This is a genomic window from Streptomyces sp. NBC_00005 (assembly GCF_045160215.1).
GTDB lineage: Bacteria > Actinomycetota > Actinomycetes > Streptomycetales > Streptomycetaceae > Streptomyces.
This window is the reverse complement of sequence record NZ_CP108316.1, coordinates 4,365,975-4,392,563: the sequence shown is the minus strand read 5'-3', so window position 1 is coordinate 4,392,563 and position 26,589 is coordinate 4,365,975. Positions and strand designations below refer to the sequence as shown.

The window sequence follows — 26,589 nt, the reverse complement described above, 5'->3', positions numbered from 1 at the left end:
CTTTTCCCCGAGGAGAGTGCGCCATCAACGCGTCCAGCCCTCCCGCTGCCGTCGAACTGCGCGGCATCACCAAGCGATTCCCCGGTGTCGTGGCCAACAAGGACATCGACATCACCGTCCGTACGGGCACCGTCCATGCCCTGTGCGGTGAGAACGGCGCCGGCAAATCCACCCTGATGAAGATCCTCTACGGCATGCAGCAGCCGGACGAGGGCACGATCACGGTGAACGGCGAGCGGGTCACCTTCAGCAACCCCGCCGACGCCATCGCCCGCGGCATCGGCATGGTGCACCAGCACTTCATGCTCGCCGACAACCTCACCGTCCTGGAGAACGTCGTCCTGGGCGCGGAGAAGCTGTACGGCATCGGCGCCAAGGCGCGCACGAAGATCAAGGAGATCTCGGACGCCTACGGGCTGAACGTACGGCCCGACGTCCTGCTGGAGGAGCTCGGCGTCGCCGACCGCCAGCGCGTGGAGATCCTCAAGGTCCTCTACCGCGGCGCCAAGACCCTCATCCTCGACGAGCCCACCGCCGTGCTCGTGCCGCAGGAGGTCGAAGCGCTCTTCGACAACCTGCGCGAGCTCAAGGCCGAGGGCCTCACCGTCATCTTCATCTCCCACAAGCTGGGCGAAGTCCTGTCCGTGGCCGACGAGATCACCGTCATCCGCCGCGGCACCACCGTCGGCACGGTCGAGCCGGCCGGCACCACCCCCAAGCAGCTCGCCGAGCTGATGGTCGGCAGCGAACTGCCCACGCCGGAGACCCAGGAGTCGACGGTCACGGACGTCCCGCTGCTCGAGATCGACAAGCTGCACCTGAGCCAGACCGACCTCGACGGCATCGAGCGCATCATCCTCGACGCGATCTCCCTCACCATCCACAAGGGCGAGGTCCTCGGCATCGCCGGTGTGGAGGGCAACGGCCAGTCCGAGCTGGTCGAGGCGATCATGGGCATCCGCGACCCCGACGCGGGCGTCATCACCCTCGACGGCACCGACATCTCCCACACCCCCACCCGCCACCGCCGCGAGGCCGGCGTCGGCTACATCCCCGAGGACCGCCACCGCCACGGCCTGCTCCTCGAGGCCCCGCTGTGGGAGAACCGCATCCTCGGCCACGTCACCGAGAGGCCCAACTCCCGCGGCCAGCTCCTCGACATCAAGGGGGCCCGCACCGACACCCAGCGCGTCATCCAGGCGTACGACGTCCGTACTCCCGGCATCGACGTCACCGCCGCCTCCCTCTCCGGCGGCAACCAGCAGAAGCTGATCGTCGGCCGCGAGATGAGCCACGCGCCCAAGCTGCTCATCGCCGCCCACCCCACCCGTGGTGTGGACGTCGGCGCGCAGGCCGCGATCTGGGACCACATCCGCGAGGCCCGCCGCGAGGGCCTGGCCGTGCTGCTGATCTCCGCCGACCTGGACGAGCTCATCGGGCTCTCCGACACCCTGCGGGTGATGTACCGCGGCCGACTGGTCGCCGACGCCGACCCCGCCACCATCACCCCCGAGGAGCTGGGCTCCGCCATGACGGGTGCGGCCACCGGCCACCTGGAGCACACAGAGGCCTCCGGCCCGGAGAGCACAGAGGACGACGCCCGATGAACAAGCTGACCCAACGCATCGACAAGGAGCGGCTGCTCCTCGGCATCGCGGCGCCGCTGCTGGCCATCGTCGCCGCGGTCGTCGTCACCGCCCTGGTCATCCTCGCCACCGGCAAGAACCCGGGCGCCGCCTTCAGCGACATGGTGACCTACGGCAGCGCCAGCGACAGCCAGGTCTACATCCTGAACAAGGCGACGACGTACTACCTGGCCGGTGTCTCGGTGGCCATCGGCTTCCGTATGAACCTGTTCAACATCGGTGTCGACGGCCAGTACCGCATCGCCGCGTTCTTCGCCGCCGTCCTCGGCGGCGCGCTGACCGTGCCCGGCTGGATCGCCATCCCGCTGATCATCCTGTGCGCCATGGCGACCGGCGCCCTGTGGGCGGGCATCGCGGGCGTGCTCAAGGTGACCCGAGGCGTCAGCGAGGTCATCTCGACGATCATGCTGAACTCGATCGCGACCGCGATCATCGCCTACCTGCTGCAGCCCGGGAAGCTCGCCGAGCTGCAGAGCGGCGGCACGGTCATCTCCACCAAACCGCTGCCGGAGTCCTCGTACTTCTTCCAGATCAACACGGGCGCGGCCGGCGAGCTGTGGGGCTTCATCGTCATCGCCGTGATCATCGGCGTCGCGTACTGGTTCGTGCTCGGCCGCACCCGCTTCGGCTTCGACCTGCGTAGCGTCGGCCAGTCCGAGAGCGCGGCCACCGCGAGCGGTGTCTCCGTCAAGAAGATGATCGCCACCAGCATGGTCATCTCGGGTGCGGTGGCCGGTCTGATCGGCATGCCGACCCTGCTCAACGACAGCCACCAGTTCAGCAACGACTTCCCGTCGGGCATCGGCTTCACCGGCATCGCCATCGCGCTGCTCGGCCGCAACAACCCCGTCGGCATCGCGCTGGGCGCCCTCCTGTGGGGCTTCCTGGAACGCACCACCAACCACCTGGAGTTCGAGGGCTACGACAAGGAGATCCTCGGCGTCATCCAGGGCGTCATCGTCCTGTCCGTCGTGATCGCCTACGAGCTCGTACGCCGCTACGGCCTCAAGCGCCAGCAGCAGCGCGTCGGCGCCGAGCTCGCCGCCCAGGCCGCTGCCCCGACCAAGAAGCAGGAGGTGGCGTGATGACTGCCACGATGACCGACACGCCGCCCCCCGCGGCTCCCAAGGCGGACACCGAACGCGGCCGCTCGGGCCGCTCGACCGGCCAGATCCTCATGATCGTCGCCGGTGCGCTGCTGCTCGTCGCCGCGGTCCGCGTCATCACCGGCTCCGACCAGCTCACCTCCGAGGGCCAGGTCTCGGCCGCGCTCGGCCTCGCCGTGCCGATCGGTCTGGCCGGTCTCGCGGGCCTCTGGTCCGAGCGCTCCGGTGTGGTCAACATCGGCCTCGAGGGCATGATGATCCTCGGCACCTTCGGCGCCGGCTGGATCGGCTGGCAGTCCAACCCGTGGCTGGGCCTGCTGTGCGGCGTCGGCTTCGGCGTCCTCGGCGGCCTGGTGCACGCGGTCGCGACCATCACCTTCGGCGTCGACCACATCATCTCCGGTGTGGCGGTCAACCTGCTCGCGCTCGGCACCACCCAGTACCTCGCCAAGCTCTTCTTCTCCGAGGGCAAGGCGGCCGACGCGGGCGGCAACCCCAAGCAGTCCCCGCCCGTGGACTCGCTGCCCAACATCGACGTGCCGGGCCTGTCGGACGGCCTCAAGTCCCTCGAGAACCACCACTGGTTCCTGATCTCGGACATCGCCGGCATCCTCGGCGGCCTGGTCACCGACCTGTCCGTGGTGACGCTCTTCGCCATGCTGCTGTTCGTCGGCAGCTGGTGGCTGCTGTGGCGCACCCCGTTCGGTCTGCGCCTGCGCTCCTGCGGCGAGAACCCGATCGCCGCCGAGTCCCTCGGCGTCAACGTCTACAAGTACAAGTACGTGGCCGTGGCGGTCTCCGGCGGTCTCGCCGGCCTCGGTGGCGCCTTCCTCGCGCTGGTCACCTCGCACACCTACCTGGAGAACCAGACCGGCGGACGCGGCTACATCGGTCTCGCAGCCATGATCTTCGGCAACTGGCGGCCGGGCGGACTCGCCATGGGCGCGGGCCTGTTCGGCTACTCCGACGCGCTGCAGCTGCGCAACGGCGGCGACACCGTCCACGCGCTGCTGCTCCTGCTGGTCGTGCTCCTGATGGGCCTGGCCGGCTGGAAGCTGTACAAGAAGGCGCACTGGCAGGGCGGGATCAGCCTCATGGTCGCCGCGCTCGTCCTGGTCTGGTACCTGGTCACCGACGAGGTGCCGAGCGACTTCGTGGGTGCCACGCCGTACGTCGTCACGCTGCTCGTGCTGTCGCTGTCCGCGCAGCGCCTGCGGATGCCCAAGGCCGACGGCATGCGCTATCGGAAGGGCCAGGGCAAGTGACCCCGCCGGCCGACGTCGACTGGGAGGCGCTGCGCGAGCTGGCCCGCGAGGCCATGTCCCATGCGTACGCCCCCTACTCGGGCTACCCCGTCGGGGTCGCCGCCCTGGTCGACGACGGCCGCACGGTCTCCGGCTGCAACGTCGAGAACGCCTCGTACGGCCTCGGCCTGTGCGCCGAGTGCGGGCTGGTCTCGGAGCTGCAGCGGACCGGCGGTGGCCGGCTGACGCACTTCACCTGCGTCGACGGGCACGGCGAGATCCTGGTCCCGTGCGGCCGCTGCCGCCAGCTGCTCCATGAGTTCGGCGGCCCGGACCTGCTGCTGGAGACCCCGGCGGGCATCCTGCCGCTGTCCCAGATGTTGCCGCAGGCCTTCGGGCCGGGCCATCTCACCAAGTAACTCCCGTGCGGCCCCTCTGAGTTGCTCAAGCGACCGGCTCAGAGGGGCCGTACGACTTCTGGACCCTCGGAAGGAAGCCAAGTCATGGCCATGGACGCCATCTCCGTCATCCGCACCAAGCGGGACCGCGGCGAGCTCAGCGACGAGCAGATCGACTGGGTCATCGACGCGTACACCCGCGGGGAGGTCGCCGACGAGCAGATGTCCGCGCTAGCGATGGCCATCCTGCTCAACGGCATGAACCGCCGCGAGATCGCCCGCTGGACGGCGGCGATGATCGCCTCCGGCGAGCGCATGGAGTTCTCGTCCCTGTCCCGCCCGACGGCCGACAAGCACTCGACGGGCGGCGTCGGCGACAAGATCACTCTCCCGCTGGCGCCCCTGGTGGCGGCCTGCGGTGCGGCGGTCCCACAGCTGTCGGGCCGCGGCCTGGGCCACACCGGCGGCACGCTGGACAAGCTGGAGTCGATTCCCGGCTGGCGGGCCCTGCTCTCGAACGAGGAGATGCTGAGCGTCCTCGACACGACCGGCGCGGTGATCTGCGCGGCGGGCGACGGCCTGGCCCCCGCGGACAAGAAGCTGTACGCGCTCCGCGACGTCACGGGCACGGTCGAGGCGATCCCCCTGATCGCCTCGTCGATCATGTCGAAGAAGATCGCGGAGGGTACGGGCTCCCTGGTCCTGGACGTGAAGGTCGGCACGGGCGCCTTCATGAAGACCATCGAGGACGCCCGCGAACTGGCCTCGACGATGGTGGGCCTCGGCAACGACCACGGTGTGAAGACGGTCGCGCTCCTGACGGACATGTCGACCCCGCTGGGCCTGACCGCGGGCAACGCGCTGGAGGTCCGCGAGTCGGTGGAGGTCCTTGCCGGCGGCGGCCCGTCGGACGTAGTGGAACTGACCATTGCCCTGGCCCGCGAAATGCTGGACGCGGCCGGAGTGAAGGACGCCGACCCGGCGAAGGCCCTGGCCGACGGCTCCGCGATGGACGTCTGGCGCCGCATGATCGCGGCCCAGGGCGGCGACCCGGACGCGACCCTGCCCACGTCGAAGGAACAGCACGTCATCAAGGCCCCGACCGCGGGTGTCCTGACCCGCCTCGACGCCTACGACATCGGCGTCGCCGCCTGGCGCCTGGGCGCGGGGCGCGCCCGCAAGGAGGACCCGGTGCAGGCGGGAGCGGGCGTGGAGATGCACGCGAAGCCGGGCGACACGGTGACCGAGGGCCAGCCCCTGCTGACCCTGCACACCGACACCCCCGAGCGCTTCGAGTACGCGCTGCAGGCGGTGGAGGGCTCTTACGACATCGGGGCGGCGGGGACGTCCTTCACGGCGTCGCCGGTGGTCCTGGAGCGCATCGCCTGACGATGCCGAGTGGTGGACGAAGGGGCCTGTCCGCCTTGCGGGGCCGGCCCCTTCGTCGTTCCTGATCCGGCCCCTTCGTCCTTCAAGGACTGGCCGGATCGGCCAAGGACCGGCTCCGGCCTTCGGTGACTGCCATTCCGGCCCGGGCGGGTTCAGCCGAGCAGGGCGGCGACGACCACCAGCACCGGCACCGACAGCACCGTGGACAGCAGGATCGAGTCCCGCGCCAGCCCCTCCGCCACGCGGTACCGACTCGCGTACGTGTACAGATTCTGCGCGGCCGGCAGCGCCGACGTCACCACCACGTCGAGCAGTTGGGCGCTGTGCAGCCCGAACACCCCCGCCGCCAGCGCCCAGGCCACCAGCGGCTGGCCCACCGACTTCAGCGCGACCGAGAGAAACACCGGGTTCCGGTCGGCGCCCCGCCCCGGCATCGTGCTGCCGCACAGGGAGATGCCGAAGGCCAGCAGGACCGCCGGCACCGACATGTTGCCGATCAGGGTCAGGGGGTCCATGACCGGATCCGGGACATGGACACCGGTCGCGGCGACCGCCACCCCGGCGAGCGAGCCCACCGCGATCGGGTTGCGCAGCGGGGTGAGCAGCCGCAGCCAGAGCGGGCCCTTCTCGCCCTTGCCCGACAGGTCCAGGATCGTCAGGGCGATCGGCGTGACCGCGATGATCTGGAACAGCAGCACCGGCGCCACCAGCGAGGCGTCGCCCAGCACGTACACGGCGATCGGGATGCCGAGGTTGCCCGAGTTGACGTAACTGGAGCACAGGGCGCCGATCGTGGTGCGGCCCACGCCCCAGCCCCGTACGACACCGATCGCGACGAAGACTCCGGCCGCCGCGGCCGTACTCATCGCCGTGACCAGGAGCCGGCTGGAGAAGATCACCGACAGGTCGGCCTGTGCGAGGGTCGTGAACAGCAGGGCGGGGGAGGCCACGTGGAAGGCGAGCTTGGTGAGCACCTCGCGGCCGTGTTCGCCGAGGTGACCCCGCAGTCCGATCACATAGCCGACGCCGATGACGACCGCGATGACCGCGAAGCCCGTCAGCACTCCCTGCACGGCGTCTCCTTGGCGAGGAGGCGGCCGTCGGGTATCCAGGGCGGTGCTGATGCTTGGGGCATACACCCAACCCTCCGGGGAAGGAGGGGAGCGGGTCAATGTGATCCCGGTCGGCGGACAACCGCGGGGGGACGACGGGGAACGCGGGCCTGCGCACCCCGATGAGTTCCGTCCGCCCGCCCGGTCTACCGCTCGTGGACTTCATGACACCCGCCGTACTCGTGCTGCCAGGCCCCGTCACCCGTGACGAGGTGACCGGGCTGTGCGACGACGTGCGCGCGCTGCTGGAGTCCACCGGCGGCGGGACCGTGGTGGTCGACGTCGCCGCGATCGGGCCGCCCGGGCTCGGTGCCGTGGACCTGCTGGCCCGGCTGGAGCTGGCCGCCCGCCGGGCCGGGGGCCGGATACGGCTGCGCGACCCCGCCCCCTCCCTACACGCCCTCCTCGACCTGGTCGGGCTCCGCTTCGAGATGGAGGGGCAGGCCGAACAGCGGGAACCAGCGCTGCGTGTCGAGGAAGAAGTGGAACCCGGTGAGCCCGCCGTCTGATATCTCCAGCACCTGCACCGCCCACGGGCTGAAGCCGCCCTTGTCCGGGTCCGGCTTGTACTGGGCGAACCCCGGCAGGCCGTTGACCCGGACCGGCAGCAGGCGGGAGCCCTCGCAGGCCGAGCCCAGGGTCGTCATGAAGCCGGTGATGTCGTCGTGGCCTGTCAGCCACAGGTCGAACGGCGGCATCGTCATCACGGCGTCCTCGTGCAGCAGCGCCGTCAGCGCGGCCATGTCGTAGCCCTCGAAGGCCGCCACATAGCGGTCGAGGAGTTTCTGCTGTTCCTCGTCGAGCGGGTCGGAGACGGCCGCGGCGGTGCCCTTGTCGCTCTGCTCGCGCTCGGCGAGGGTGGCACGGGCCCGCTGCAGTGCGCTGTTGACCGACGCGACCGACGTGTCGAGCAGCTCGGAGACCTCGCTCGCCTTCCAGGCCAGCACCTCGCGCAGGATCAGCACCGCGCGCTGCTTGGGCGGCAGCTGCTGCAGGGCCGCCATGAAGGCGAGCCGCACGGATTCCTTGGCGACGGCGGCTTCCGCGGGGTCCTCGACGGCCGGCAGCACACGGGTGTCCGGCATCGGCTCGAGCCACGTGTTGTCGGGGCGGGGGGAGAGGGCGGCCTGGGCGAGGGGCGTGGACTCGCTCAGGTCCATCGGGCGGGCGCGCTTGTTGCCGGCGGTCAGCATGTCCAGGCAGACGTTCGTCGCGATCCGGTACAGCCAGGAACGGAGGCTGGAGCGGCCCTCGAACTTCTCGTAGCTGCGCCAGGCGCGGACCATCGTGTCCTGCACCGCGTCCTCGGCCTCGAAGGAGGAGCCGAGCATGCGGTAGCAGTACCCCGTCAGCTCGACGCGGTGTTTCTCGAGCCTGACGTCGAGATCTGTCGTCGTGGTCGTAGCCGTACCGTCGCTCATCGTCCACCCACCCCTGTGGCATTCCTGTCGCGCGCCTTTGCGCCCAGCACGTTCGAAGCTAGCGCAGGCCACTGACAATGGCGTGCCGAGCGGGGAAACGTGCAGGTGGGTGGGGCCTGCTGTCGCCAGGGGGCGCTGCCCCCCGGACCTCCGTTCGGCCCGAAGGGCCTCGTCCTCAGACGCCGGACGGGCTGATGGACGCGGACCGGCGCTCCCGCCGCGCGGTGACCCGCGCCGCCCGTGTCCCGGCCACCGTGATCGTCACCACGCCCAGCACCGCCAGCAGCCCGACCCCCACCGTTCCGGCCCAGCCGCCCGCGTGGAAGGCGATCGCCCCCACCGTGCTGCCCGCGCTGGATCCGATGTAGTACGCCGACTGGTACAGCGCCGACGCCTGGGCGCGCCCCTGCGTCGCCGTCTTGCTGACCGCCGAGGAGGCGACGGCGTGGCCCGCGAAGAAGCCCGCGGTGATCAGGACCAGGCCCAGCAGGACCAGCGGCAGGGAGTCCGCCAGGGACAGCAGCAGGCCCGCCGCCGTCGTACCGCCGCCCAGGTACAGGGCCCCACGGCGGCCGAGACGACCCACCAGTCGTCCCGCCGTCGACGCCGACACCGTACCGACCAGGTACACCAGGAAGATCGACCCGATGATGCCCTGCGGCAGGGAGAACGGCGCCTCCGTCAGGCGGTAGCCGATCACCGTGTAGACCCCGCCGAACACCGTCATGAACAGCGCGCCGATCGCGTACAGCCGGCGCAGCAGCGGGTTGGACAGATGGTCGCGGACCGTACCCGCCAGGACCCGCGGACGCAGCGAGCCCGTCTTGAAGTGACGCGGAGCGGGCAGCAGCAGCCGGAACGCGACCGCACACGCCACCGCGATCCCGCCGATCACGCCCACCGCGACCCGCCAGCCCCACTCCTGCGCGACCCACCCGGTGATGACCCGGCCGCTCATCCCGCCGACGCTGTTGCCCGCCACGAACAGACCGATCGCCGTGACCAGCGCCTTGGGCCTGACCTCCTCGGCCAGGTACGCGGTCGCGGACGCCGGAAGCCCGGCCAGCGCCGCCCCCTGCACCGCCCGCAGCACGACCAGCGCGGTCAGCGAGGGCGCGAAGGGGACCAGGAGCCCCACCGTCACGGCGACCGCCAGCGACGCCGTCATCACCGTACGGCGGCCGAACCGCTCCGACAGCGCGCTCATCGGAAGGACGAACAGCGCCAGACCACCGGTCGCCGCCGCCACCGTCCAGCTCGCGTCGCTCGCCGCCACCCCGAACTCGCCCGAGATCAGCGGCAGCAGAGCCTGTGTGGAGTAGAGCAGTGCGAAGGTCGCGACCCCCGCGAGGAAGAGGGCGAAGCTCATCCGGCGGTAGCCGGGGCCGCCCGGGGTCAAACGGGAGTCGGAAGCGGGAACCTGCGGTGCGGCGTCCACGACGGTGGACGCCCCGGTACTGGCGGGAGACATGCCTCGAAGCTACGTACGGCCCCGCTCATCCGTCCAATGCATGGAATCGTCATAATCGTTCCCATGGTGCATCAGCAGAGGTCACAGGCTCGCCTGTCACCGTCCAGTGACACAAAAGACACCGACGGCATCGTCACGCTGCTCGCCCCGCGGCTCGCCCACTTCGCCGGCGTCGCCCGCACCGAGCACGTCACGCGCGCCGCCCACGAGATGCAGGTCCCGCAGTCCACCCTCTCCCGGGCCATGGCCCGCCTCGAACAGGACCTGGGCGTCGACCTGTTCGCCCGCCGCGGCCGCACCGTCTCCCTCACCCCGGCCGGCCGCACCTTCCTCGGCTCCGTCGAACGCGCCCTCGCGGAGATCGAGCGCGCCGCCGACGAGGTCCGCGCCGACGCCGACCCCGCCACCGGCAAGGTCGCCTTCGGCTTCCTCCACACCATGGGCGCGGAGACGGTCCCGGGCCTGATCCAGGCTTTCCGGGTCGACCACCCCCGCGTCCGCTTCAGCCTCGTCCAGAACCACGGCGAGGCGATGCTGGAGAAGCTGCGGGCGGGGGAGCTCGACCTGTGCCTGACCGCCCCGGTCCCGGACGCCCCCGACCTCGTGGCCCGCCGCCTCGACGAACAGAAACTCCGCCTGGTCGTCCCCGCCGACCACCGCCTCGCGGCCCGCAGACGCATCCGCCTGACGGAAGCGGCCGACGAGACCTTCGTGACCCTCGAACCCGGCTACGGCCTGCGCCGCATCACCGACGACCTGTGCAAGGAGGCCGGCTTCCGTCCCCGGGTCGCCTTCGAGGGCGAGGAGGCGGAGACGCTACGGGGCCTGGTGGCGGCGGGGCTCGGAGTCGCCCTCCTGCCCCCACCCGTCTTTCCCCGTCCGGGAGTTGTGGACCTGACGGTCACCGCTCCGAAGGCGGCGAGAGAGATCGGCGTCGCCTGGCTCGACGGCCACCCGGACACACCGCCGGTGGCCGCCTTCAAGAAGTTCCTGCTCTCGAGAAGGGGAAGCCTGCTGCCCACCTGAAGGCGCGCCCACCGGCCACCCGAAGGGCGCGCTCACCGGCGCAACGACTTGCCGAACCCCGCAGCCAACGGCATCCGCAGGCCCAGCGGAGGCGGAGCCGCCAGCGCGTCCTCCACCGGCCGTGAGAAGGAACGCCCGAACAGCGCCCCCATCACGAAGTCCTGTGCCAGCGCGTGCACTTCACTCCGGTACTGGTTCAACCCATGGCCGTCGGCGTGCACTTCGAACCGGCACACATCCCGGTTCGCCTTCTTCGCCCGGGTCGCCAACCGGAACGACAACTCGGGATCGGTCCGCTCGTCGTGCGTGCCGTGCACGATCAGTACCCGCCGCCCCACCAGCTGCTTCACCGGTTCAGGCGAGGCCGCGACGTCCTCCTCCGGCAGCCAAGGGGCGATCGCCAGCACGGAGTTGACGGCCTCGTGCCCGCCCGCGCGCAGAGCGGCCCGGCCGCCCATGTCGACGCCGGCGAGGCAGACGGTCACGTCCCCGTACAGGCGTACGGCTTCATCCGCGGCCCAGGACGCGTCGTGCGCCAGATGAGCCTCGCTGCCGTTCCAGCCGCGGTAGCGGTAGTGGACGACATGCGTGGCGAGCCCCTCCTCCCGCCCCGCTCGGGCCAGGCGTCGGCCCAGGGCGCGTACGGATGCGGTCGCCAGCATGGGGGACGGTCTGCGGGCCGACTCCTCGTTGCCGCCGGGGAGCAGCAGAACCACTCCGCTCACCGCCGTCGGCTCCGGGCCGAGCGCCCTCCCCAGCCGGGCCCGTCGAACCGGCGTCGCTTGGTGTGCCATGACAGAACAGTGTCAGAAGGGTGGGTGTACACGCTCCGTCCCTGCGGTCACCGTTACGTATCGACGGAGTTGTACAGCGAGCGATCTACGCGCGTAGGAGTTAGAGTGCGGAAATGACGAGCCAGACTGCCCCGAAGGGGAACACCCCGAGCTCGGACCAGATCCGCCGGGCCCCCAAGGTTCTGCTGCACGACCACCTCGACGGCGGCCTCCGCCCGGGGACGATCGTCGAACTCGCCCGTGACTCGGGCTACTCCCGTCTCCCGGAGACCGACCCCGACAAACTCGGCGTCTGGTTCCGGGAGTCCGCCGACTCCGGTTCGCTGGAGCGGTACTTGGAGACCTTCTCCCACACCGTCGGCGTCATGCAGACCCGCGACGCGCTGGTCCGGGTCGCCCGCGAGTGCGCCGAGGACCTCGCCGAGGACGGCGTCGTGTACGCCGAGGTGCGATACGCCCCCGAGCAGCATCTGGAGGGCGGGCTCAGCCTCGAAGAGGTTGTCGAGGCCGTCAACGAGGGCTTCCGGGAAGGGGAGCAGCTGGCGCGGGCGAGCGGTCACCGGATCCGTGTCGGCGCCCTGCTCACCGCCATGCGGCACGCCGCCCGTGCCCTGGAGATCGCGGAACTCGCCAACCGCTACCGGGACTTGGGCGTAGTCGGCTTCGACATCGCGGGGGCGGAGGCCGGTTACCCGCCCACCCGGCACCTCGACGCCTTCGAGTACCTCAAGCGCGAGAACAACCACTTCACCATCCACGCAGGCGAGGCCTTCGGGCTGCCGTCCATCTGGCAGGCCCTGCAGTGGTGCGGCGCCGACCGGCTCGGCCACGGCGTGCGCATCATCGACGACATCCAGGTGGAGGCCGACGGTTCGGTGAAGCTCGGGCGGCTCGCCTCGTACGTACGGGACAAGCGTGTCCCGCTCGAACTGTGCCCCAGCTCCAACCTCCAGACCGGTGCGGCGGCCTCGTATGTCGAGCATCCGATCGGGCTGCTGCGTCGATTGCACTTCCGTGCGACCGTGAATACGGACAATCGGCTCATGTCCGGCACCAGTATGAGTCGGGAATTCGAGCACCTTGTCGACGCCTTCGGTTACACGCTCGACGACATGCAGTGGTTCTCCGTCAATGCGATGAAATCAGCGTTCATTCCTTTCGATGAACGACTGGCGATGATCAATGACGTCGTCAAGCCCGGATATGCCGAGCTGAAGTCCGAATGGCTGTTCCAGCAAACCGCCTCCACCAGCGGTTCTGTGCCTTCGGAGGGGTGACAGGGGATATCGGGGTGTGTGGAATGCGGACGGGTATTCACAACCCGTCCGCATTTCGATGTTTGCGGCGGGCGGGTGCGCATGTTTACGGTCATGGACACCGCTCAAATCCCCGTAACCCCATTTCGAGGACGCATTTCATGAAGCAGTCTGCTGCCAAGACCCTCGGTGTCGCCGCTCTCGGTGCCGCCTTCGCCGCCACGGGCGCGGGCGCCGCGAACGCGGCCCCGGCGGTTCCGGACGCCTCCGGGGCGCTGGACACCGTCACCAGCACCCTCCCGGCGGAGAACGTCTCCCAGGCGCTGCCGGGTGCCGGGGCGGCGGTGGCCCAGGGTCAGCCCGCGCTCGCCAAGGGGCTGGCCGCCGCGCAGCCGGCCGCCCAGAAGGCGCTGGCCGACGGTCCGGCCACGCCGGTCTCCGGGCTGCTCGGCGGTCTGCCGGTGTCGCCGGGCGGCCTGCCCGTGCACGCCGGTCCGCTCGGCTGACCCGCACCACTGAACGCGCCGATGGGGCGCACCCCTTGGACACGGGGTGCGCCCCATCGGCGTATGCACGACCAGGGTCACCAGGCGGTGTGGGCCGCCTTGTCCTCCGAGGGCAGGAAGATCCACAGCGCTATGTAGATCAGGAACTGCGGGCCCGGCAGTAGGCAGGAGAGCAGGAAGATCACGCGCATCGTCGTCGCGGAGGTGCCGAAGCGCCGTGCCAGCGCGGCGCACACTCCGCCGATCATGCGGCCGTTGGTGGGGCGGGCAAGGGCGGTCATTGCGGCTCCTTCGTGAGCGTCGGTACGAGGCGGCCCGTGCGGCTTCCTCATCTGCCTTCAACGCTACGGAGACGAAGGGGGCAAAGCGTCGCTCTACGGTGCGATGCCGACCCTGGGAAACGTCGGGGTCCGACCCTGAGCCGCTTCCTCCTGGCGGACGGCGGCGCGTTCCTTGCGCTCCGACCTGCGGCGGAGCCAGGAACGGGCCGCCGGGACGACGGCGAGGTGGGCGAGGGCCACCCCCACGGTGTTCAGGAGCAGCGAGTCGATGTCCGGGACCCGGCCCGGCACACCGGTCTGCAGCAGCAGGATGCCCAGGGACACCAGGGCGCCCGCGACGGCCGTACGGACCAGGGAGGCGAGCGGGAAGGCCCAGAGCCTGCCGTGCGCCATCGGGAGCAGCACGCCGAGCGGTGCGAGGAGCCCGAGGCCCTCACCGATGCGGCGGACCGCCTCCGGCCCGCCCAGGGCGAGGTCCGCCCGGATGCCGGCGAGCGGACGCAGATTGGGTGGCATCACCCAGGGCACGTCCAGCGGACGCAGCGTGAGCCAGGCGACGAACGCGAGGTGTGCGACGAGGAGGACACCCCCTGTCACACGGATGCGGATCGCGGCGCTGCCGCCGATGGAGCCTTGACGCTGCACGCCCCCCTAGACGCGGCCTTCGGCACGATCGGTTCCGCCTTGTCCCCAGGCACCTGGGTGAGGCCTGCGCCACACCCGTACGGCAGAGCCCGCGGGCGGCCCCGGCCGGGACCCGCGTACCGGCTCTCAGCCGTCCGTCACCTGGCCGGCCGGCGGCTTCTCGGTGCCCGGGCGGGAGCGGACCTCGTCCGTGCACTCGTAGCGGTGCAGCGGCTCGCGGCCGGGGCCGCCGAGGATGACCGAGCCGTCGCCCTCGGCCGCCGCCGAGTCGGAGAACGTGCACACGACCTGGGCGAGGGCGTAGGACGTGAGGTCGTCGGGCGGGCTGCTCAGGCGGAGCGTGTCGTCGGGGTCGCCGGAGCGCGGGCCGCTCACGTTCATGCCGCCGCGTACGTCCGTCGTGTACCCGGCCTCCTTCTCGGCGGGCGAGGGCGTCGCCGCGAGCTGGTCGAGCAGCCCCTGCGCCACCAGCACCCGCCGCTGCGAGTCCGCGGTGCCGTCGGGGACCCGTACCGTCCGGTCCACGGCGACCAGCGACGAGCCGCACAGCAGGAAGACCTGCACCGGCAGACCCCGCGAGGCCTGCGTGGAGACGTCCGGCTCGGCCAGCGAGCACATCACCTGCGAGGGCGCCGCCCCGAAGTCCGTCGGTACCTCGGTGGCCCGGATGCCGCACCCGGTGAGCAGCGCGGCCAGGACGGGGAGCGCCAGCAGGCGTCGTACGGTCATGAGGGGGTCTGGTCCTTCCCCGTGTCCTTCTCGGTCTCCTCCGTCAGCGCCGACGCGTCCCGCGGCAGCCGCAGCGTGAACACCGCACCCCCGTCGGGGGAGTTCGCGGCGCTGATCTCGCCGCCGTGGATGTGGGCGTTCTCCATGGCGATGGACAGGCCCAGGCCGCTGCCCTCGGAACGCGGCCGGGACGCGCTCGCCTTGTAGAAGCGGTCGAAGACGTGCGGCAGGACGTCCTCGGGGATGCCGGGGCCGTGGTCGCGTACGGCGATGACGATCTCGGCGCCCGCCTCGCCCGTCGCGTCGGACGTCCGTACCGACACCCGCACCGGCGATCCGCCGTGCTTGAGCGCGTTGCCGATCAGGTTGGCCAGGATCACGTCCAGGCGGCGCGGGTCGAGGCGGGCGTGGATGCCGCGCTCGGCGTCCAGGTCCACCGCGTCCAGCCAGGCCCGGGCGTCGATGCAGGCGGTGATCTGGTCGGCGAGGTCGACGTCGTCCAGGACCAGCCGTGCGGTGCCCGCGTCGAAGCGGGTGACCTCCATGAGGTTCTCGACGAGGTCGTTGAGCCGCCGGGTCTCGCTCACGACGAGCCGTACGGCGGGCTCGATCATGGGGTCCATGGACCCGGACTCCGCCTCGAGCTCCTCCTCCAGGATCTCCGTCACCGCGGTGATCGCGGTGAGCGGCGTACGGAGTTCATGGCTCATGTCCGCGACGAACCGCCGTGACGCCTCGTCCCGTCCGGCCATGTCGTCCACACGCTTCTCCAACGCGGCGGCCGCGTCGTTGAACGTCCTTGAAAGGTCGGCGAGTTCATCCGTCCCGGACACCCTCAGCCGGGTGTCCAGCTTGCCCTCGCCGAGCCGCCGGGCGGCCACGCCCAGCCGCTGCACGGGCTTCAGTACGGTCGAGGCGGCGGCCTGCGCGAGCAGCGCCGAGCCGACCAGCGCGAGCCCGGTGGCGATCCCCAGCGACCAGGCAAGGGAGTTGAGGTCCTTGGCCTCCGGCTCCAGCGACTTGAGCATGTAGCCGGTCGCCCCGCCGTCGATCACCCTCGTGCCGGCCACCAGGTACGGGGTGCCGTGGTCGACGACGCGCTGCCAGTACAGGTGGTACGCGTACTTGTTGCCGGAGTCGACCTGCTGCTTCTTGTTCACGGCGGCTCGCAGCGAGGCGGGCACGTCCTGCAGCGAGAAGCCGTCCAGGCCGTCCGAACTGCCGTACACGGTCTTGCCGTCGGCGTCCTGCGCGACGAGCAGCACGCTGAAGCGCTGGCTGCTGTTCGCCATCTGGCCCGCGGTGTGCTGCAGTTCGTCCTGCGAGGGGTGCCCGGGCAGCGTGCCCGCCCGGGTCTGCATCGACTGCCGGAAGTCTCCGAGCACCGCGTCCTGGGTGCGGGTGAGCACGGCCTCGCGGTTGAGCCAGTACGCGATCCCGGACGCGGACACGGCGGCGGTGAGCGCCACCAGGCCGAAGACGACGACCAGACGCAGCCGGAGACTGGTGAAGCGCAGCCGTGACAGATGACCCCTGCGGGCCGCGGCCCAGCCGCGCACCCCCCCCTGCACTTGTGTCACTGAGGCGTGTCCAGCCGGTAGCCCACGCCCCGCACGGTACGGATCAGCGTCGGGGACGACGGCACGTCCTCGACCTTGGCGCGCAGCCGCTGCACGCACGCGTCCACCAGCCGGGAGTCACCGAGGTAGTCGTGCTCCCACACCAGCCGCAGCAGCTGCTGCCTCGACAGCGCCTGACCGGGCCGCCGGCTCAGCTCGAGCAGCAGCCTGAGCTCGGTCGGGGTCAGCTGCAGGTCCTCGCCGTTCTTCGTCACGGTCATCGCCGCGCGGTCGATGACCAGGCTGCCGAAGCTCGCCGCGTCGGTCGACTCGCGTTCCCCGCGCCGTAGTACGGCCCGGATCCGGGCGTCCAGCACCCGCCCCTGGATCGGCTTGACCACATAGTCGTCGGCACCGGACTCCAGTCCGACGACGATGTCGATGTCGTCGCTGCGCGCGGTCAGCAGGATGATCGGCAGCTGGTCCGTGCGCCGGATGCGCCGGCACACCTCGAACCCGTCGATGCCGGGCAGCATCACGTCCAGCACGATCAGGTCCGGACGCTGCTCGCGCAGCAGCTTCAGTCCGTCCTCACCGGTGGCAGCGGTGGCAACCCGGTGACCCTGGCGCGTAAGAGACAGCTCCAGGGCCGTACGGATGGCGTCGTCGTCTTCGATCAGCAACAGGGAAGGCACGGGGGTCATTCTGGCCCATGGTGGGGTGGGGTTTCGACTCCTGTACATCCAGGGCCTGCCCGGGCGGGCTCCGAGTGCACGTACAGCTCTTTTCTGTGACCGTGCTGTGCCGCGCGTACGACCGACCCCTGTGACAGGTCTGTGACAGTCGGCGGACACGGCGATGAAGGTGCGAGGGCAAGCTTCTCGGCACAGGCAAGGAACCACCGCCTGAGCAAGCCGAACACCGGAAGTCCACGACGGGGGGCGCGAGATGAACACGCTGAACAGCAACAGCACCAGCGCAGTAATCACGCGTCTGCACGACGTGAACGGGGGCCGGGGTTCTGAGAAGTCCGGTGCCGTGAGCGGGCGGGGGTGCGCTCGCGGCACTGGGCGTCAGCACACCGCGTACATGTCGGTGGTTGACACCTTCACGGGGGAGGCACACGGGGGAAGCGGGTACAGGGAGGACACGGGGGAGCGTCGTTCGCTGTCGGAGGCGGAGTTCACCGCCTACGTCCAGGAGCGCCGCGCCTCCCTGTACGCAACCGCCTACCACCTGACCGGCGACCGCTTCGAGGCCGAGGACCTGCTGCAGAGCGCGCTGTTCTCGACGTACAGGGCGTGGGACCGGATCAGCGACAAGGCTGCGGTCGGCGGATACCTCCGCCGCACCATGACCAACCTGCACATCAGCGCCTGGCGGCGCCGCAAGCTCAACGAGTACCCGACCGAGGAACTGCCGGAGACGCCCGGGGACACGGACGCGATGCGCGGCACGGAACTGCGCGCGGTCCTGTGGCAGGCGCTCGCCCGGCTGCCCGAACTCCAGCGCACCATGCTGGTCCTCCGTTACTACGAGGGCCGCACGGACCCGGAGATCGCGGAGATCCTCGACATCAGTGTCGGCACGGTGAAGTCCAGCATCTGGCGCTCCCTGCGCCGCCTGCGCGAGGACGAGGTCCTCAGCTTCGGCCGTGACGAGGAGGACGCCTTCGGGGAGCTCGTCGCCTGAAGGATGTGGGGGGAAGCAAGTAACGGGGGAAGTACGGGGGAGCGGTAACCGGGGGGACCAACGGGGGTCACGGGGGACCAACGGAGGGAAGCACCACGGGGGATCACGGGGGAACGGGGAAGCGGGACTGGAGGGCCGGGGGGTCCGTCCAGTCCCGCTTCGCCTTTTTGCGCCTGAGCCGGCGCCGCTCTCGCGGAGCTGGTTGCTCGCCGTCGTGGTTCCTCAATCAATGGTTGCGGTGCTGTTCGCTGTCGTGCGCCGGGCTCGGTTGGCGGGGGTGGCCGCCGGGCGGCGGCCCACCGCGGCTGCGGCGAGGCGGCCGAGGGCCTCGTCCCGGTCGCAGGCGTACGCGCCGAGGGCGGTCTGGCGGGCGATGATCGTGCGCTCCAGACGCATCAGGCGCCAGCCGCGGCGGAGCAGGAACGGGACCGACTTGCGGCCCTCCTTGAGATCGCGCAGGAAGCGGCGGCGGAAGGTGCGGACCGGGCCGCGGTTCAGGCACAGCGCGTCTGCCAGCAGTCCCAACTCCCGGCAGCGCTCTATGACCTCGGCCGCGAAGATGCCCTCCGCGATGAACAGCGGGGTCCGCCCGATGTCGACACTCTCCTCGCCCGTGCGGGCGCTGAGCGAGAGGTCGTACACGGGGACGCCCGTACGGCCCGTGCGGCACAGCTCCGCGATCGCGGCGACGGCCGTGTCCGTGTCCCAGGAGTCCGGGTGGTCCCAGTCGATGTCGGAACTCCCCGTCACCAGCGGCAGCGTCGGGTCCTCGCCCTCCTTGTAGAAGTCGTCGAGGCGCAGCACGGGGAGGCCGGAGCGGGCGGCGACGAGGGACTTGCCCGAGCCCGAGGGGCCGCAGAGCAGCACGACGCGGGCGGGGGAGGAGGGATGGATGCTCACGGGACATCAGTTTGACGTATTCCGTACGCCCTGCCGACCCCGCGGGTCGACTTTGGAGCGCGCATCACACCTCAACTACCCTTCGTGTCGACCTGATTACCCAGCGAATTCGAAGGTGGCTCCTGCCATGGCACGACACGCGTCCCCCCTCAACCCCACCGCCACGCGCGCCCTGATCGCCCTCGCGACCGCCTCGGCGGCACTGGGTGCGGGCGCGGCGACGGCCTCCGCGAACACCGAGCCGTCGGTGAGCCTGCTGGGCGTCCAGCCCGCCTCGCTCAGCAAGATCAACCCGCAGGTGAACGACCTTCAGGGCCCGACGAGCTCGGTGAAGTACGTCACCGGCTCCCGCCAGGGGCTCAAGCCCGCCGGCGTCGACCCGAAGGGCAACGGCACCGAGATCCCGCTCTCCGGACTGACCGGCCCGGTCACCCAGACGGGACCGATCGGCGCCGTCCCGACGCTGGAGGGGCTGCAGGGGCTGTTCGGCGGCGGCCTGGCCTGAACCCCGGCCGCGGGCCCGACGGGCGGACGAGAGAGCCACGCCTTCCCCGGACGGAGGGAAGGCGCGGTTCTCGGCTTGTGGGTCCGCTCGTTGCGGCGGGCGCCTTGCTCAGTCGGACACTCAGTACGACGAGCCGGACGCGCCCAGCGCACCCGTCGGGTGCCAGACCGTCTTCGTCTCCAGGAACGCCGTCATGCGGTCGATGCCCGGCGTCTCCGAATAATCCACAGGCTGTGGACGAAGAACGCGCTTCAGGTTGTCGGCCGCCGCGATCTCCAGTTCCTTCGCCAGTACGTCGTCGGCTCCCGCGAGGTCGATCGCGTTGACGTCCTGGTGCGAGGCCAGCGGTGCGGCGATCTCCGCCGTACGGCCGGACAGGATGTTGACGACACCGCCGGGAAGGTCGGAGGTGGCCAGGACCTCGCCCAGCGACAGCGCCGGGAGCGGGGACTTCTCGCTCGCGATCACGATCGCCGTGTTGCCGGTCGCGATCACCGGGGCGACGACCGAGACCAGACCCAGGAACGACGACTCCTGCGGCGCGAGGACGGCGACGACGCCCGTCGGCTCCGGCGAGGAGAGGTTGAAGAACGGGCCCGCGACCGGGTTGCCGCCGCCGACCACCTGGGCGATCTTGTCGGTCCAGCCGGCGTACCAGACCCAGCGGTCGATCGCGGCGTCCACCTGGACGGCGGCCTTGGACTTGGACAGGCCCTCGGCGTCGGCCACCTCGCGGACGTACTGGTCGCGGCGGCCCTCCAGCATCTCGGCGATTCGGTAGAGGATCTGGCCCCGGTTGTAGGCCGTGGCTCCCGACCAGGCGCCGAACGCCTTGCGTGCGGCGACCACCGCGTCACGGGCGTCCTTGCGGGACGAAAGAGGCACGTTCGCCAGCCAGTTGCTCTTCTTGTCGGTCACCTCGTAAACCCGGCCGCTCTCGGAACGCGGGAACTTCCCGCCGACGTACAGCTTGTAGGTCTTGAAGACACTCAAACGGTCAACTGTGCTCATTTATCGCTCACCCTCCGGGCTCGACGGGGCGAGATACGCCTCCAGGCCGTGACGGCCGCCTTCGCGGCCGAAGCCCGACTCCTTGTAGCCGCCGAACGGCGAGGTGGGGTCGAACTTGTTGAACGTGTTGGACCAGACGACGCCCGCGCGGAGCTTGCCCGCCACGGCGAGGATGCGCGAGCCCTTCTCCGACCAGATGCCCGCCGACAGGCCGTAGGGAGTGTTGTTGGCCTTGGCGACGGCCTCGTCCGGGGTGCGGAAGGTGAGGACCGACAGGACCGGGCCGAAGATCTCGTCGCGGGCGACCTTGTGGGCCTGGGTGACGTTCGTGAAGAGCGTCGGCGCGAACCAGTAGCCGGAGGTGGGCAGTTCGCAGGCCGGGGACCAGCGCTCGGCGCCCTCCGCCTCGCCCTGCTCGACGAGCGAGGTGATACGGGAGAGCTGTTCCTCGGAGTTGATCGCGCCGATGTCCGTGTTCTTGTCGAGCGGGTCGCCGAGGCGGAGGGTCGACAGGCGGCGCTTGAGCGACTCCAGCAGCTCGTCCTGGATCGACTCCTGGACCAGCAGTCGGCTGCCGGCGCAGCAGACCTGGCCCTGGTTGAAGAAGATCCCGTTGACGATGCCCTCGACGGCCTGGTCGATCGGGGCGTCGTCGAAGACGATGTTGGCGCCCTTGCCGCCCAGTTCGAGCGTGACCTTCTTGCGGGAGCCCGCGATCGTGCGGGCGATCTCCTTGCCGACGGCCGTGGAGCCGGTGAAGGCGACCTTGTTCACGTCCGGGTGCGCGACGAGCGCGGCGCCCGTGTCGCCGTAGCCGGGAAGGATGTTGACGACGCCCTTGGGGAGGCCTGCCTGGCGGCAGATGTCCGCGAAGAAGAGAGCGGAGAGCGGGGTCGTCTCGGCGGGCTTCAGTACCACCGTGTTGCCGGTCGCCAGCGCCGGGGCGATCTTCCACGCCAGCATCAGCAGCGGGAAGTTCCAGGGGATGACCTGGCCCGCGACGCCGAGGGGCCTGGGGTCGGCGCCGAACCCGGCGTGGCCCAGCTTGTCGGCCCAGCCCGCGTAGTAGAAGAAGTGCGCGGCGACCAGGGGGAGGTCGGCGTCGCGCGTCTCCTTGATCGGCTTGCCGTTGTCGAGGGTCTCGAGGACGGCGAGCTCGCGGCTGCGCTCCTGGATGATGCGGGCGATGCGGAACAGGTACTTGGCACGCTCGGTGCCGGGCAGCGCCGACCACTTCTCGAAGGCCTTGCGGGCGGCCTTCACGGCGCGGTCCACGTCCTCGGCGCCGGCCCGGGCGATCTCCGACAGCACTTCCTCGGTGCTGGGGCTGACCGTCTTGAAGACCTTGCCGTCGGCCGCCTCGACGAACTCGCCGTCGATGAACAGGCCGTAGGAGGGGGCGATGTCGACGACCGAGCGGGACTCGGGCGCCGGCGCGTATGCGAATGCGGATGCCATGGTGATCAGTCCACCGTCACGTAGTCGGGGCCGGAGTAGCGGCCGGTGGCCAGCTTCTGACGCTGCATCAGCAGGTCGTTCAGGAGCGAGGAGGCGCCGAACCGGAACCAGTGGTTGTCCAGCCAGTCCTCGCCCGCGGTCTCGTTGACCAGAACGAGAAACTTGATCGCGTCCTTGGAGGTGCGGATGCCGCCGGCGGGCTTCACGCCGACCTGGACGCCGGTCTGCTGCCGGAAGTCGCGTACGGCTTCCAGCATGAGCAGGGTGTTGGCGGGGGTGGCGTTGACGGCGACCTTGCCGGTGGACGTCTTGATGAAGTCCGCCCCGGCCAGCATGCCGAGCCAGCTCGCGCGCCGGATGTTGTCGTACGTCGACAGCTCGCCGGTCTCGAAGATGACCTTGAGGCGGGCCGCCCCGGAGGCCTCCTTCACGGCGACGATCTCGTCGTACACCTTCATGTACTTGCCCGCGAGGAACGCACCGCGGTCGATGACCATGTCGATCTCGTCGGCGCCCGCGGCGACGGCGTCACGGACGTCCGCCAGCTTGACGTCGAGGGCGGCGCGGCCCGCCGGGAAGGCGGTGGCGACCGAGGCGACCTTCACGGTCGAGCCGGCGACGGCCTCCTTGGCGGCGGGCACCATGTCGGGATAGACGCAGACGGCCGCGGTCGCGGGGGTCGTGCGGTCGGTCGGGTCGGGGTGGACCGCCTTGGCGCCGAGCGCCCGGACCTTGCCCGGGGTGTCCGCGCCTTCCAGCGTCGTCAGGTCGACCATCGAGATGGCGAGGTCGATGGCGTACGCCTTCGCGGTCGTCTTGATGGAACGGGTGCCGAGCGAGGCGGCGCGCGCCTCCAGGCCGACCGTGTCGACGCCGGGCAGCCCGTGGAGGAAGCGGCGCAGCGTGCTGTCGGACGCGGTCACGTCCGAGAGGGTGTGAGCTGCGGTGGATGCATTGGTGGGCATGGTCACCAGACGAGCATATCTACGCGCGTAGCGGCTGTACACCCCGGAGTACCTGCCGTGTGCTCATCCTTCACGGCGGCACCGCGGATGAGCATCGCCGAGCCCGTCGGGCAGAATCGGGACCATGACGACGCCCGAGCCCCAGTCACCCTCGCCGCAGCCCTCGGTATCCGAGTCCCCGGACCGGGTCTACCGATCGCCCGCGGGCATCGTCGGCGGTGTCCTGCTGCTGGGCATCGCGGCCTGGCTCGGCATCGACGCGATCGTCTCCGGACACGGCCACACACCCTGGCTGGCGCTCGCCGCGCTGATCCTGATCGTCCCGCTGATCGCCGCCTTCACGCTGCGCCCCGCGGTCTACGCCAACGAGGAGCGGCTGCGCATCCGCAACCCCTTCCGCGTCGTCGTGGTGCCCTGGGGGCAGATCGTCTCGCTGCGGTCCAGCTACTCCAACGAGGTCGTCGCGAAGTCCGGCCGCAAGTACCAGCTGTGGGCCGTCCCCGTCTCGCTGCGGGCACGCAAGAGGGCGGCGCGCCGGGAGGCCAAGGCGACGGCGGACCGGCGCGCGGAGGCGAGCGGCCGGGGCGGCCGGGGCCGTATGGGCGGCTTCGGCGGCGCCTTCGGGGGCGGCGCGCTCGGCGGGTTCTCGGGCGGCGCCACGGTCCCGGAGGGTCCGATGCGCGCCGAGTCCGACAAGGTCATGGACGACCTGCGCGAACTCCTTGAGACCCGCGGCGAGGCGGAGACCGCGCAGGGCGAGGTGACGGTGCGCTGGGCGTACGAGGTCGCGGGGCCGGCGGTGGCGGGGGCGGTGCTGTTGGCGATTTTGGTGGCGGTGGGGTGATCTGTGGGGGTGGCGGGGTGCCGGGGTGCCGGGGCGGCGCGCAGCCGGGCCGGCGGGCTCCTTGCTGAGCCGGCGCGCTGTCGGGTTGGTGGGCTGTTGGACTGGCGGGGTGGAGCGCTGATGGCTTCCCGGGGTGCCGGGTTGCCGCGCTGACGGGTTCCTGGGTTGCCGCGCTGCTGAGCTGGTGCGTTGTCGACTGTTGGACTGTTGGACTGCCGGACTGCCGGACTGCCGGACTGCCGGACTGGCGGGGTGGAGCGCTGTCGGGCTGACAGGCTCTCGGACTACCGGGCTTCCGGCCTGGCGTGCTGTGGGGCCGACGCGCTTGCGAGCTGCCGGGCCGCCGAGCTGGCGGACCGCCGAGCTACCAGGCCGTTGCGCTGCCGGACCGCCGGACCGCCGGACCGCCGGACCGCTGAGCTGGCGGACCGCCGAGCTACCAGGCCGCTGAGCCGCTGAGCTGCCGGACCGCAGGGCCGCTTTCCCGCCGAGCTGCTGAGCTGGCGGACCGCCGAGCTACCAGGCTGCTGAGCTGCCGAGCTGCCGGACCGCTGTCCCGCTGTCCCGCCGGACCGCTTTCCCGCCGAGCTGCTGAGCCGCCGGACCGCTGAGCTGCTGAGCTGCTGAGCCGCCGGACCGCTGAGCTGCTGAGCCGCCGGACCACCGGACCGCCTGAGCCGCCGGACCGCTGAGCTGCCGGACCGCCCGGCCGCCCGGCCGCCGGACCGCCGAGCCGCCGTGCTGCCGAGCCACCCACCCCCCACCTCACAGCTTGGTTGTGCATGCTCACCGTTCACGCCTCGGCCGACACGGCCACCCCCCACCCGGACGGAACCGAGGGCCGCAACCACCTCTGTGGTCCGAGTGTCTGGAAACGAATGAGTGCGATCTCTCGGCGGGCGAGACCGCTGCCCGCTGCCGCGGTGCCCGACGGGTGCCTGTCCTGGGACGGTGTGCAGGCGCGCCGCTGGGCGCAGGCGTTGTCGGCATGCTGGGTGCCGGTGCGGGTGCCCAGGCGGGTCGTTCTGGGGGTGGACCTCTGCGCTCTCGTCGCCTGTTGTCTTCTGGCCGACTCCGGGATTCGCCCCCTCCTCGCCGCGTTCCTCGCGCTCCAGCCGGTGTGGCTGCTGGTGCGCCCCGAAGTCGTACGGACGACGGCGGCGATGCAGGCCCTCATGGTCGTCGCATCGCCTCTGGCACCGCCCTGGAGGGTGGCTGCCTGCGGCGTCCTGCTGGCGGGGGCCTGCGCCCTGGCCGCCCACCTGCGCATGGAGTCCCGGCAGCGGCAGTTTCGCGCGGCGCTCGCGGCGGCCGGCGGTGTCACCGCCCGCGTGCCGGACGTGCCGCCGCGGCGCGGGAGGTTCTTCGCCGTGGTCGGGATCGTGCTGTTCGTGGTGGGGGCCGCGGCGGGCCTCCTCGCCGGTGTCGCCGATGCCGCCGACGACCGCCAGGTGGGTGCGGCGGCAGGGTTCTTCCTCGCCGGACTCGGCCTGACCGCGCTGCTCTCCGGGGTCCTGGGCCGCCGTAGGGCCGCCGCCCTGCACCGGGAGCCGGCGCCCGTCCTGCGCGTGCTCGTGCGCGAGGGCAGCGGGCTGGACACGGAGGTCTTCGCGGCCGACGACGCGGAAGCGCTGCGGCCCCTGTTCACCGTCTCCCTGACGGACGTCGCCGACGAGGACGAAACCGACGACGACGAGGACGAGGACGATGAGGATTCCGATGACGAGGATCTTGACGACGTCCTCGGCCGGGTCGGGGGCGACGAACCGGGGCCGCTTCGCGAGGCCGTCCTTTACGGAGCCCCATTCGACGGCGCCGAAGTGCTGATCGTCAGTGCCGCCGAGCAGGACGACGAGCCGCCCGTCGTCGAGCGGTCGGTGGGGCCCGTACGGCCCCTGTCGGACGCCCACGTCCGGCGCGGGCGGCGCGCGGAGCGGAGCAGGGTCGCCCGCGACGCGGTGTACGAGGAACGCAGCCGCGCGGCCGCCGAGACCGTGGCCCGGGCTCCGTACGGGGTGAGCGGCAAGGGCGTACGGCGGTGGCGGGCGGGGGGCGCGGACTGGGTGACCGCCGCGTTGGCGGTGCTGTGGGCCGGGCACGTCTTCTGGGGCGAGACCGGTGTGTGGCGGTACGGCGCCGGTGGCCTCCTGGGGATCGTCGGCGTCCTGATGCTGCCGAACTGGCTCGCCTGGCGCGTTACCGCCGACCGGGACGGACTGTGGTTCAACGGGCTGCGCCGCGCCCGGCACATCGCCTGGGACGACATACGGATCGTCGAGTGCAAGGGCCAGGAACTGAAGATCGACAGCCGCCGCGCCTCCTTCGACGAGTGGTCGGTGCTCGGCTTCCGATGGCCTTGGCTGGAGCGGAAGTCGGGCTTCGATCATCCCTATGAGCGGACGGCCGCCGAGATCACGGCGATGTGGCGGGAGCCCGCGTACCGGCCCCTCCTCGTGGCCGGCGCACGCGAACGCGAGCGCACGCTGTGGCCGCTGGCCGTGCTGGTCGCCGTGGCCTGGACGACCGCGCTCTTCCTGTTGCCGTAGTGACTGACCGGGTGTCGGGGAACAGGGCGTGGAGCCCGGTCGACCGCGCTCGGTGTTCCGCCGGATGGGGTGATCCGGACTCGTG

General features: G+C 70.9%; 26 protein-coding genes. 13 read left to right on the top strand and 13 right to left on the bottom strand.

The annotated features are described in order from the left end of the window. The first annotated feature begins 89 nt into the window (after positions 1-89). The 5 genes from OG303_RS20100 (at position 90) to OG303_RS20080 (ending at position 5,783) form a co-directional block, all read left to right on the top strand. On the top strand, positions 90-1,607 hold the full coding sequence (locus tag OG303_RS20100) for an ABC transporter ATP-binding protein (protein WP_405869786.1): 1,518 nt from the start codon (positions 90-92) through the stop codon (positions 1,605-1,607). Continuing rightward, positions 1,604-2,731 carry an ABC transporter permease gene (locus OG303_RS20095; protein ID WP_405869785.1) on the top strand — a complete coding sequence of 376 codons (1,128 nt, stop codon included), beginning with the start codon at positions 1,604-1,606 and terminating at the stop codon, positions 2,729-2,731. Before OG303_RS20100 ends, OG303_RS20095 begins: the two co-directional genes overlap by 4 nt. Beyond that, positions 2,731-4,017: an ABC transporter permease gene (locus OG303_RS20090; protein ID WP_405869784.1), complete on the top strand. Its 1,287-nt coding sequence runs from the start codon at positions 2,731-2,733 to the stop codon at positions 4,015-4,017. Before OG303_RS20095 ends, OG303_RS20090 begins: the two co-directional genes overlap by 1 nt. Beyond that, complete coding sequence (locus tag OG303_RS20085; protein WP_405869783.1) at positions 4,014-4,415, top strand: cytidine deaminase; 402 nt, start codon at positions 4,014-4,016, stop codon at positions 4,413-4,415. The genes OG303_RS20090 and OG303_RS20085 overlap by 4 nt, the downstream gene beginning before the upstream one ends. 90 nt (positions 4,416-4,505) lie before the next feature. Next, a complete protein-coding gene (locus tag OG303_RS20080; RefSeq protein WP_405877380.1) occupies positions 4,506-5,783 on the top strand; it encodes a thymidine phosphorylase in 1,278 nt (425 codons plus the stop codon). Between the two features lie 152 nt (positions 5,784-5,935). Here OG303_RS20080 and OG303_RS20075 read toward each other — a convergent pair whose 3' ends face one another. Continuing rightward, on the bottom strand, positions 5,936-6,856 hold the full coding sequence (locus OG303_RS20075) for an AEC family transporter (protein ID WP_405869782.1): 921 nt from the start codon (positions 6,854-6,856) through the stop codon (positions 5,936-5,938). A gap of 161 nt (positions 6,857-7,017) precedes the next feature. On the opposite strand from OG303_RS20075, the gene OG303_RS20070 reads away from it, so the two are divergent. Continuing rightward, on the top strand, positions 7,018-7,404 hold the full coding sequence (locus OG303_RS20070; protein ID WP_405869781.1) for an STAS domain-containing protein: 387 nt from the start codon (positions 7,018-7,020) through the stop codon (positions 7,402-7,404). On the opposite strand, the gene OG303_RS20065 is transcribed toward OG303_RS20070, so the two are convergent. Further along, on the bottom strand, positions 7,288-8,316 hold the full coding sequence (locus tag OG303_RS20065) for a sigma-70 family RNA polymerase sigma factor (protein WP_405869780.1): 1,029 nt from the start codon (positions 8,314-8,316) through the stop codon (positions 7,288-7,290). The two genes, OG303_RS20070 and OG303_RS20065, sit on opposite strands and share 117 nt — an antisense overlap. Before the next feature lie 175 nt (positions 8,317-8,491). After that, on the bottom strand, positions 8,492-9,787 hold the full coding sequence (locus OG303_RS20060; RefSeq protein ID WP_405869779.1) for an MFS transporter: 1,296 nt from the start codon (positions 9,785-9,787) through the stop codon (positions 8,492-8,494). A 63-nt stretch (positions 9,788-9,850) separates the two neighbouring features. Between OG303_RS20060 and OG303_RS20055 the strand changes: the two genes are divergently transcribed. Next, entirely contained in the window at positions 9,851-10,813 is a 963-nt protein-coding gene (locus OG303_RS20055; protein WP_405869778.1) for a LysR substrate-binding domain-containing protein, read from the top strand. 32 nt (positions 10,814-10,845) lie between these two features. Here OG303_RS20055 and OG303_RS20050 read toward each other — a convergent pair whose 3' ends face one another. Continuing rightward, the gene (locus tag OG303_RS20050) at positions 10,846-11,607 is read right to left on the bottom strand and encodes a prolyl oligopeptidase family serine peptidase (protein ID WP_405869777.1); all 762 of its coding nucleotides are present in this window, start codon (positions 11,605-11,607) and stop codon (positions 10,846-10,848) included. Positions 11,608-11,720: 113 nt separating this feature from the next. Between OG303_RS20050 and OG303_RS20045 the strand changes: the two genes are divergently transcribed. Together OG303_RS20045 and OG303_RS20040 are read left to right on the top strand one after the other, a co-directional pair. Continuing rightward, positions 11,721-12,884 carry an adenosine deaminase gene (locus OG303_RS20045; protein ID WP_405869776.1) on the top strand — a complete coding sequence of 388 codons (1,164 nt, stop codon included), beginning with the start codon at positions 11,721-11,723 and terminating at the stop codon, positions 12,882-12,884. 140 nt (positions 12,885-13,024) lie between these two features. Further along, complete coding sequence (locus OG303_RS20040) at positions 13,025-13,369, top strand: ATP-binding protein (RefSeq protein ID WP_405869775.1); 345 nt, start codon at positions 13,025-13,027, stop codon at positions 13,367-13,369. 77 nt (positions 13,370-13,446) lie between these two features. On the opposite strand, the gene OG303_RS20035 is transcribed toward OG303_RS20040, so the two are convergent. The 5 genes from OG303_RS20035 to afsQ1 all read right to left on the bottom strand — a co-directional run bounded on the left by OG303_RS20035 (position 13,447) and on the right by afsQ1 (position 17,278). Next, on the bottom strand, positions 13,447-13,650 hold the full coding sequence (locus OG303_RS20035) for a PspC domain-containing protein (protein WP_405869774.1): 204 nt from the start codon (positions 13,648-13,650) through the stop codon (positions 13,447-13,449). A 93-nt stretch (positions 13,651-13,743) separates the two neighbouring features. Then, a complete protein-coding gene (locus tag OG303_RS20030; RefSeq protein WP_405869773.1) occupies positions 13,744-14,295 on the bottom strand; it encodes a VanZ family protein in 552 nt (183 codons plus the stop codon). A gap of 126 nt (positions 14,296-14,421) precedes the next feature. Next, the gene (locus OG303_RS20025; RefSeq protein WP_405869772.1) at positions 14,422-15,024 is read right to left on the bottom strand and encodes a hypothetical protein; all 603 of its coding nucleotides are present in this window, start codon (positions 15,022-15,024) and stop codon (positions 14,422-14,424) included. After that, complete coding sequence (locus tag OG303_RS20020; RefSeq protein ID WP_405869771.1) at positions 15,021-16,604, bottom strand: ATP-binding protein; 1,584 nt, start codon at positions 16,602-16,604, stop codon at positions 15,021-15,023. Before OG303_RS20020 ends, OG303_RS20025 begins: the two co-directional genes overlap by 4 nt. Then, positions 16,601-17,278 carry a two-component system response regulator AfsQ1 gene (afsQ1, locus tag OG303_RS20015; RefSeq protein ID WP_046261189.1) on the bottom strand — a complete coding sequence of 226 codons (678 nt, stop codon included), beginning with the start codon at positions 17,276-17,278 and terminating at the stop codon, positions 16,601-16,603. Before afsQ1 ends, OG303_RS20020 begins: the two co-directional genes overlap by 4 nt. 253 nt (positions 17,279-17,531) lie before the next feature. Here afsQ1 and OG303_RS20010 point away from each other — a divergent pair, with 253 nt between their 5' ends. After that, positions 17,532-18,275 (top strand): SigE family RNA polymerase sigma factor, encoded by a 744-nt coding sequence (locus OG303_RS20010; protein WP_405869770.1) that lies wholly within the window; start codon positions 17,532-17,534, stop codon positions 18,273-18,275. 222 nt (positions 18,276-18,497) lie between these two features. On the opposite strand, the gene OG303_RS20005 is transcribed toward OG303_RS20010, so the two are convergent. Beyond that, positions 18,498-19,175, bottom strand: a complete 678-nt coding sequence (locus OG303_RS20005; protein WP_405869769.1) for a uridine kinase — start codon at positions 19,173-19,175, stop codon at positions 18,498-18,500. A gap of 127 nt (positions 19,176-19,302) precedes the next feature. Here OG303_RS20005 and OG303_RS20000 point away from each other — a divergent pair, with 127 nt between their 5' ends. Continuing rightward, on the top strand, positions 19,303-19,680 hold the full coding sequence (locus tag OG303_RS20000; RefSeq protein ID WP_405869768.1) for a hypothetical protein: 378 nt from the start codon (positions 19,303-19,305) through the stop codon (positions 19,678-19,680). 120 nt (positions 19,681-19,800) lie between these two features. On the opposite strand, the gene OG303_RS19995 is transcribed toward OG303_RS20000, so the two are convergent. Genes OG303_RS19995 through deoC form a run of 3 tightly spaced genes read right to left on the bottom strand, consistent with a single transcriptional unit; the run spans position 19,801 to position 23,114 of the window. Next, positions 19,801-20,691 carry an aldehyde dehydrogenase family protein gene (locus tag OG303_RS19995; protein ID WP_405869767.1) on the bottom strand — a complete coding sequence of 297 codons (891 nt, stop codon included), beginning with the start codon at positions 20,689-20,691 and terminating at the stop codon, positions 19,801-19,803. Beyond that, on the bottom strand, positions 20,692-22,149 hold the full coding sequence (locus tag OG303_RS19990) for an aldehyde dehydrogenase family protein (protein ID WP_405869766.1): 1,458 nt from the start codon (positions 22,147-22,149) through the stop codon (positions 20,692-20,694). A gap of 5 nt (positions 22,150-22,154) precedes the next feature. Continuing rightward, positions 22,155-23,114, bottom strand: coding sequence for a deoxyribose-phosphate aldolase (gene deoC, locus OG303_RS19985; RefSeq protein WP_405877378.1), 960 nt, complete (start codon positions 23,112-23,114; stop codon positions 22,155-22,157). 124 nt (positions 23,115-23,238) lie between these two features. Between deoC and OG303_RS19980 the strand changes: the two genes are divergently transcribed. Together OG303_RS19980 and OG303_RS19975 are read left to right on the top strand one after the other, a co-directional pair. Further along, positions 23,239-23,958: a PH domain-containing protein gene (locus OG303_RS19980; RefSeq protein ID WP_405869765.1), complete on the top strand. Its 720-nt coding sequence runs from the start codon at positions 23,239-23,241 to the stop codon at positions 23,956-23,958. Between the two features lie 878 nt (positions 23,959-24,836). Then, positions 24,837-26,504, top strand: a complete 1,668-nt coding sequence (locus OG303_RS19975) for a hypothetical protein (protein WP_405869764.1) — start codon at positions 24,837-24,839, stop codon at positions 26,502-26,504. Positions 26,505-26,589: the final 85 nt, after the last annotated feature.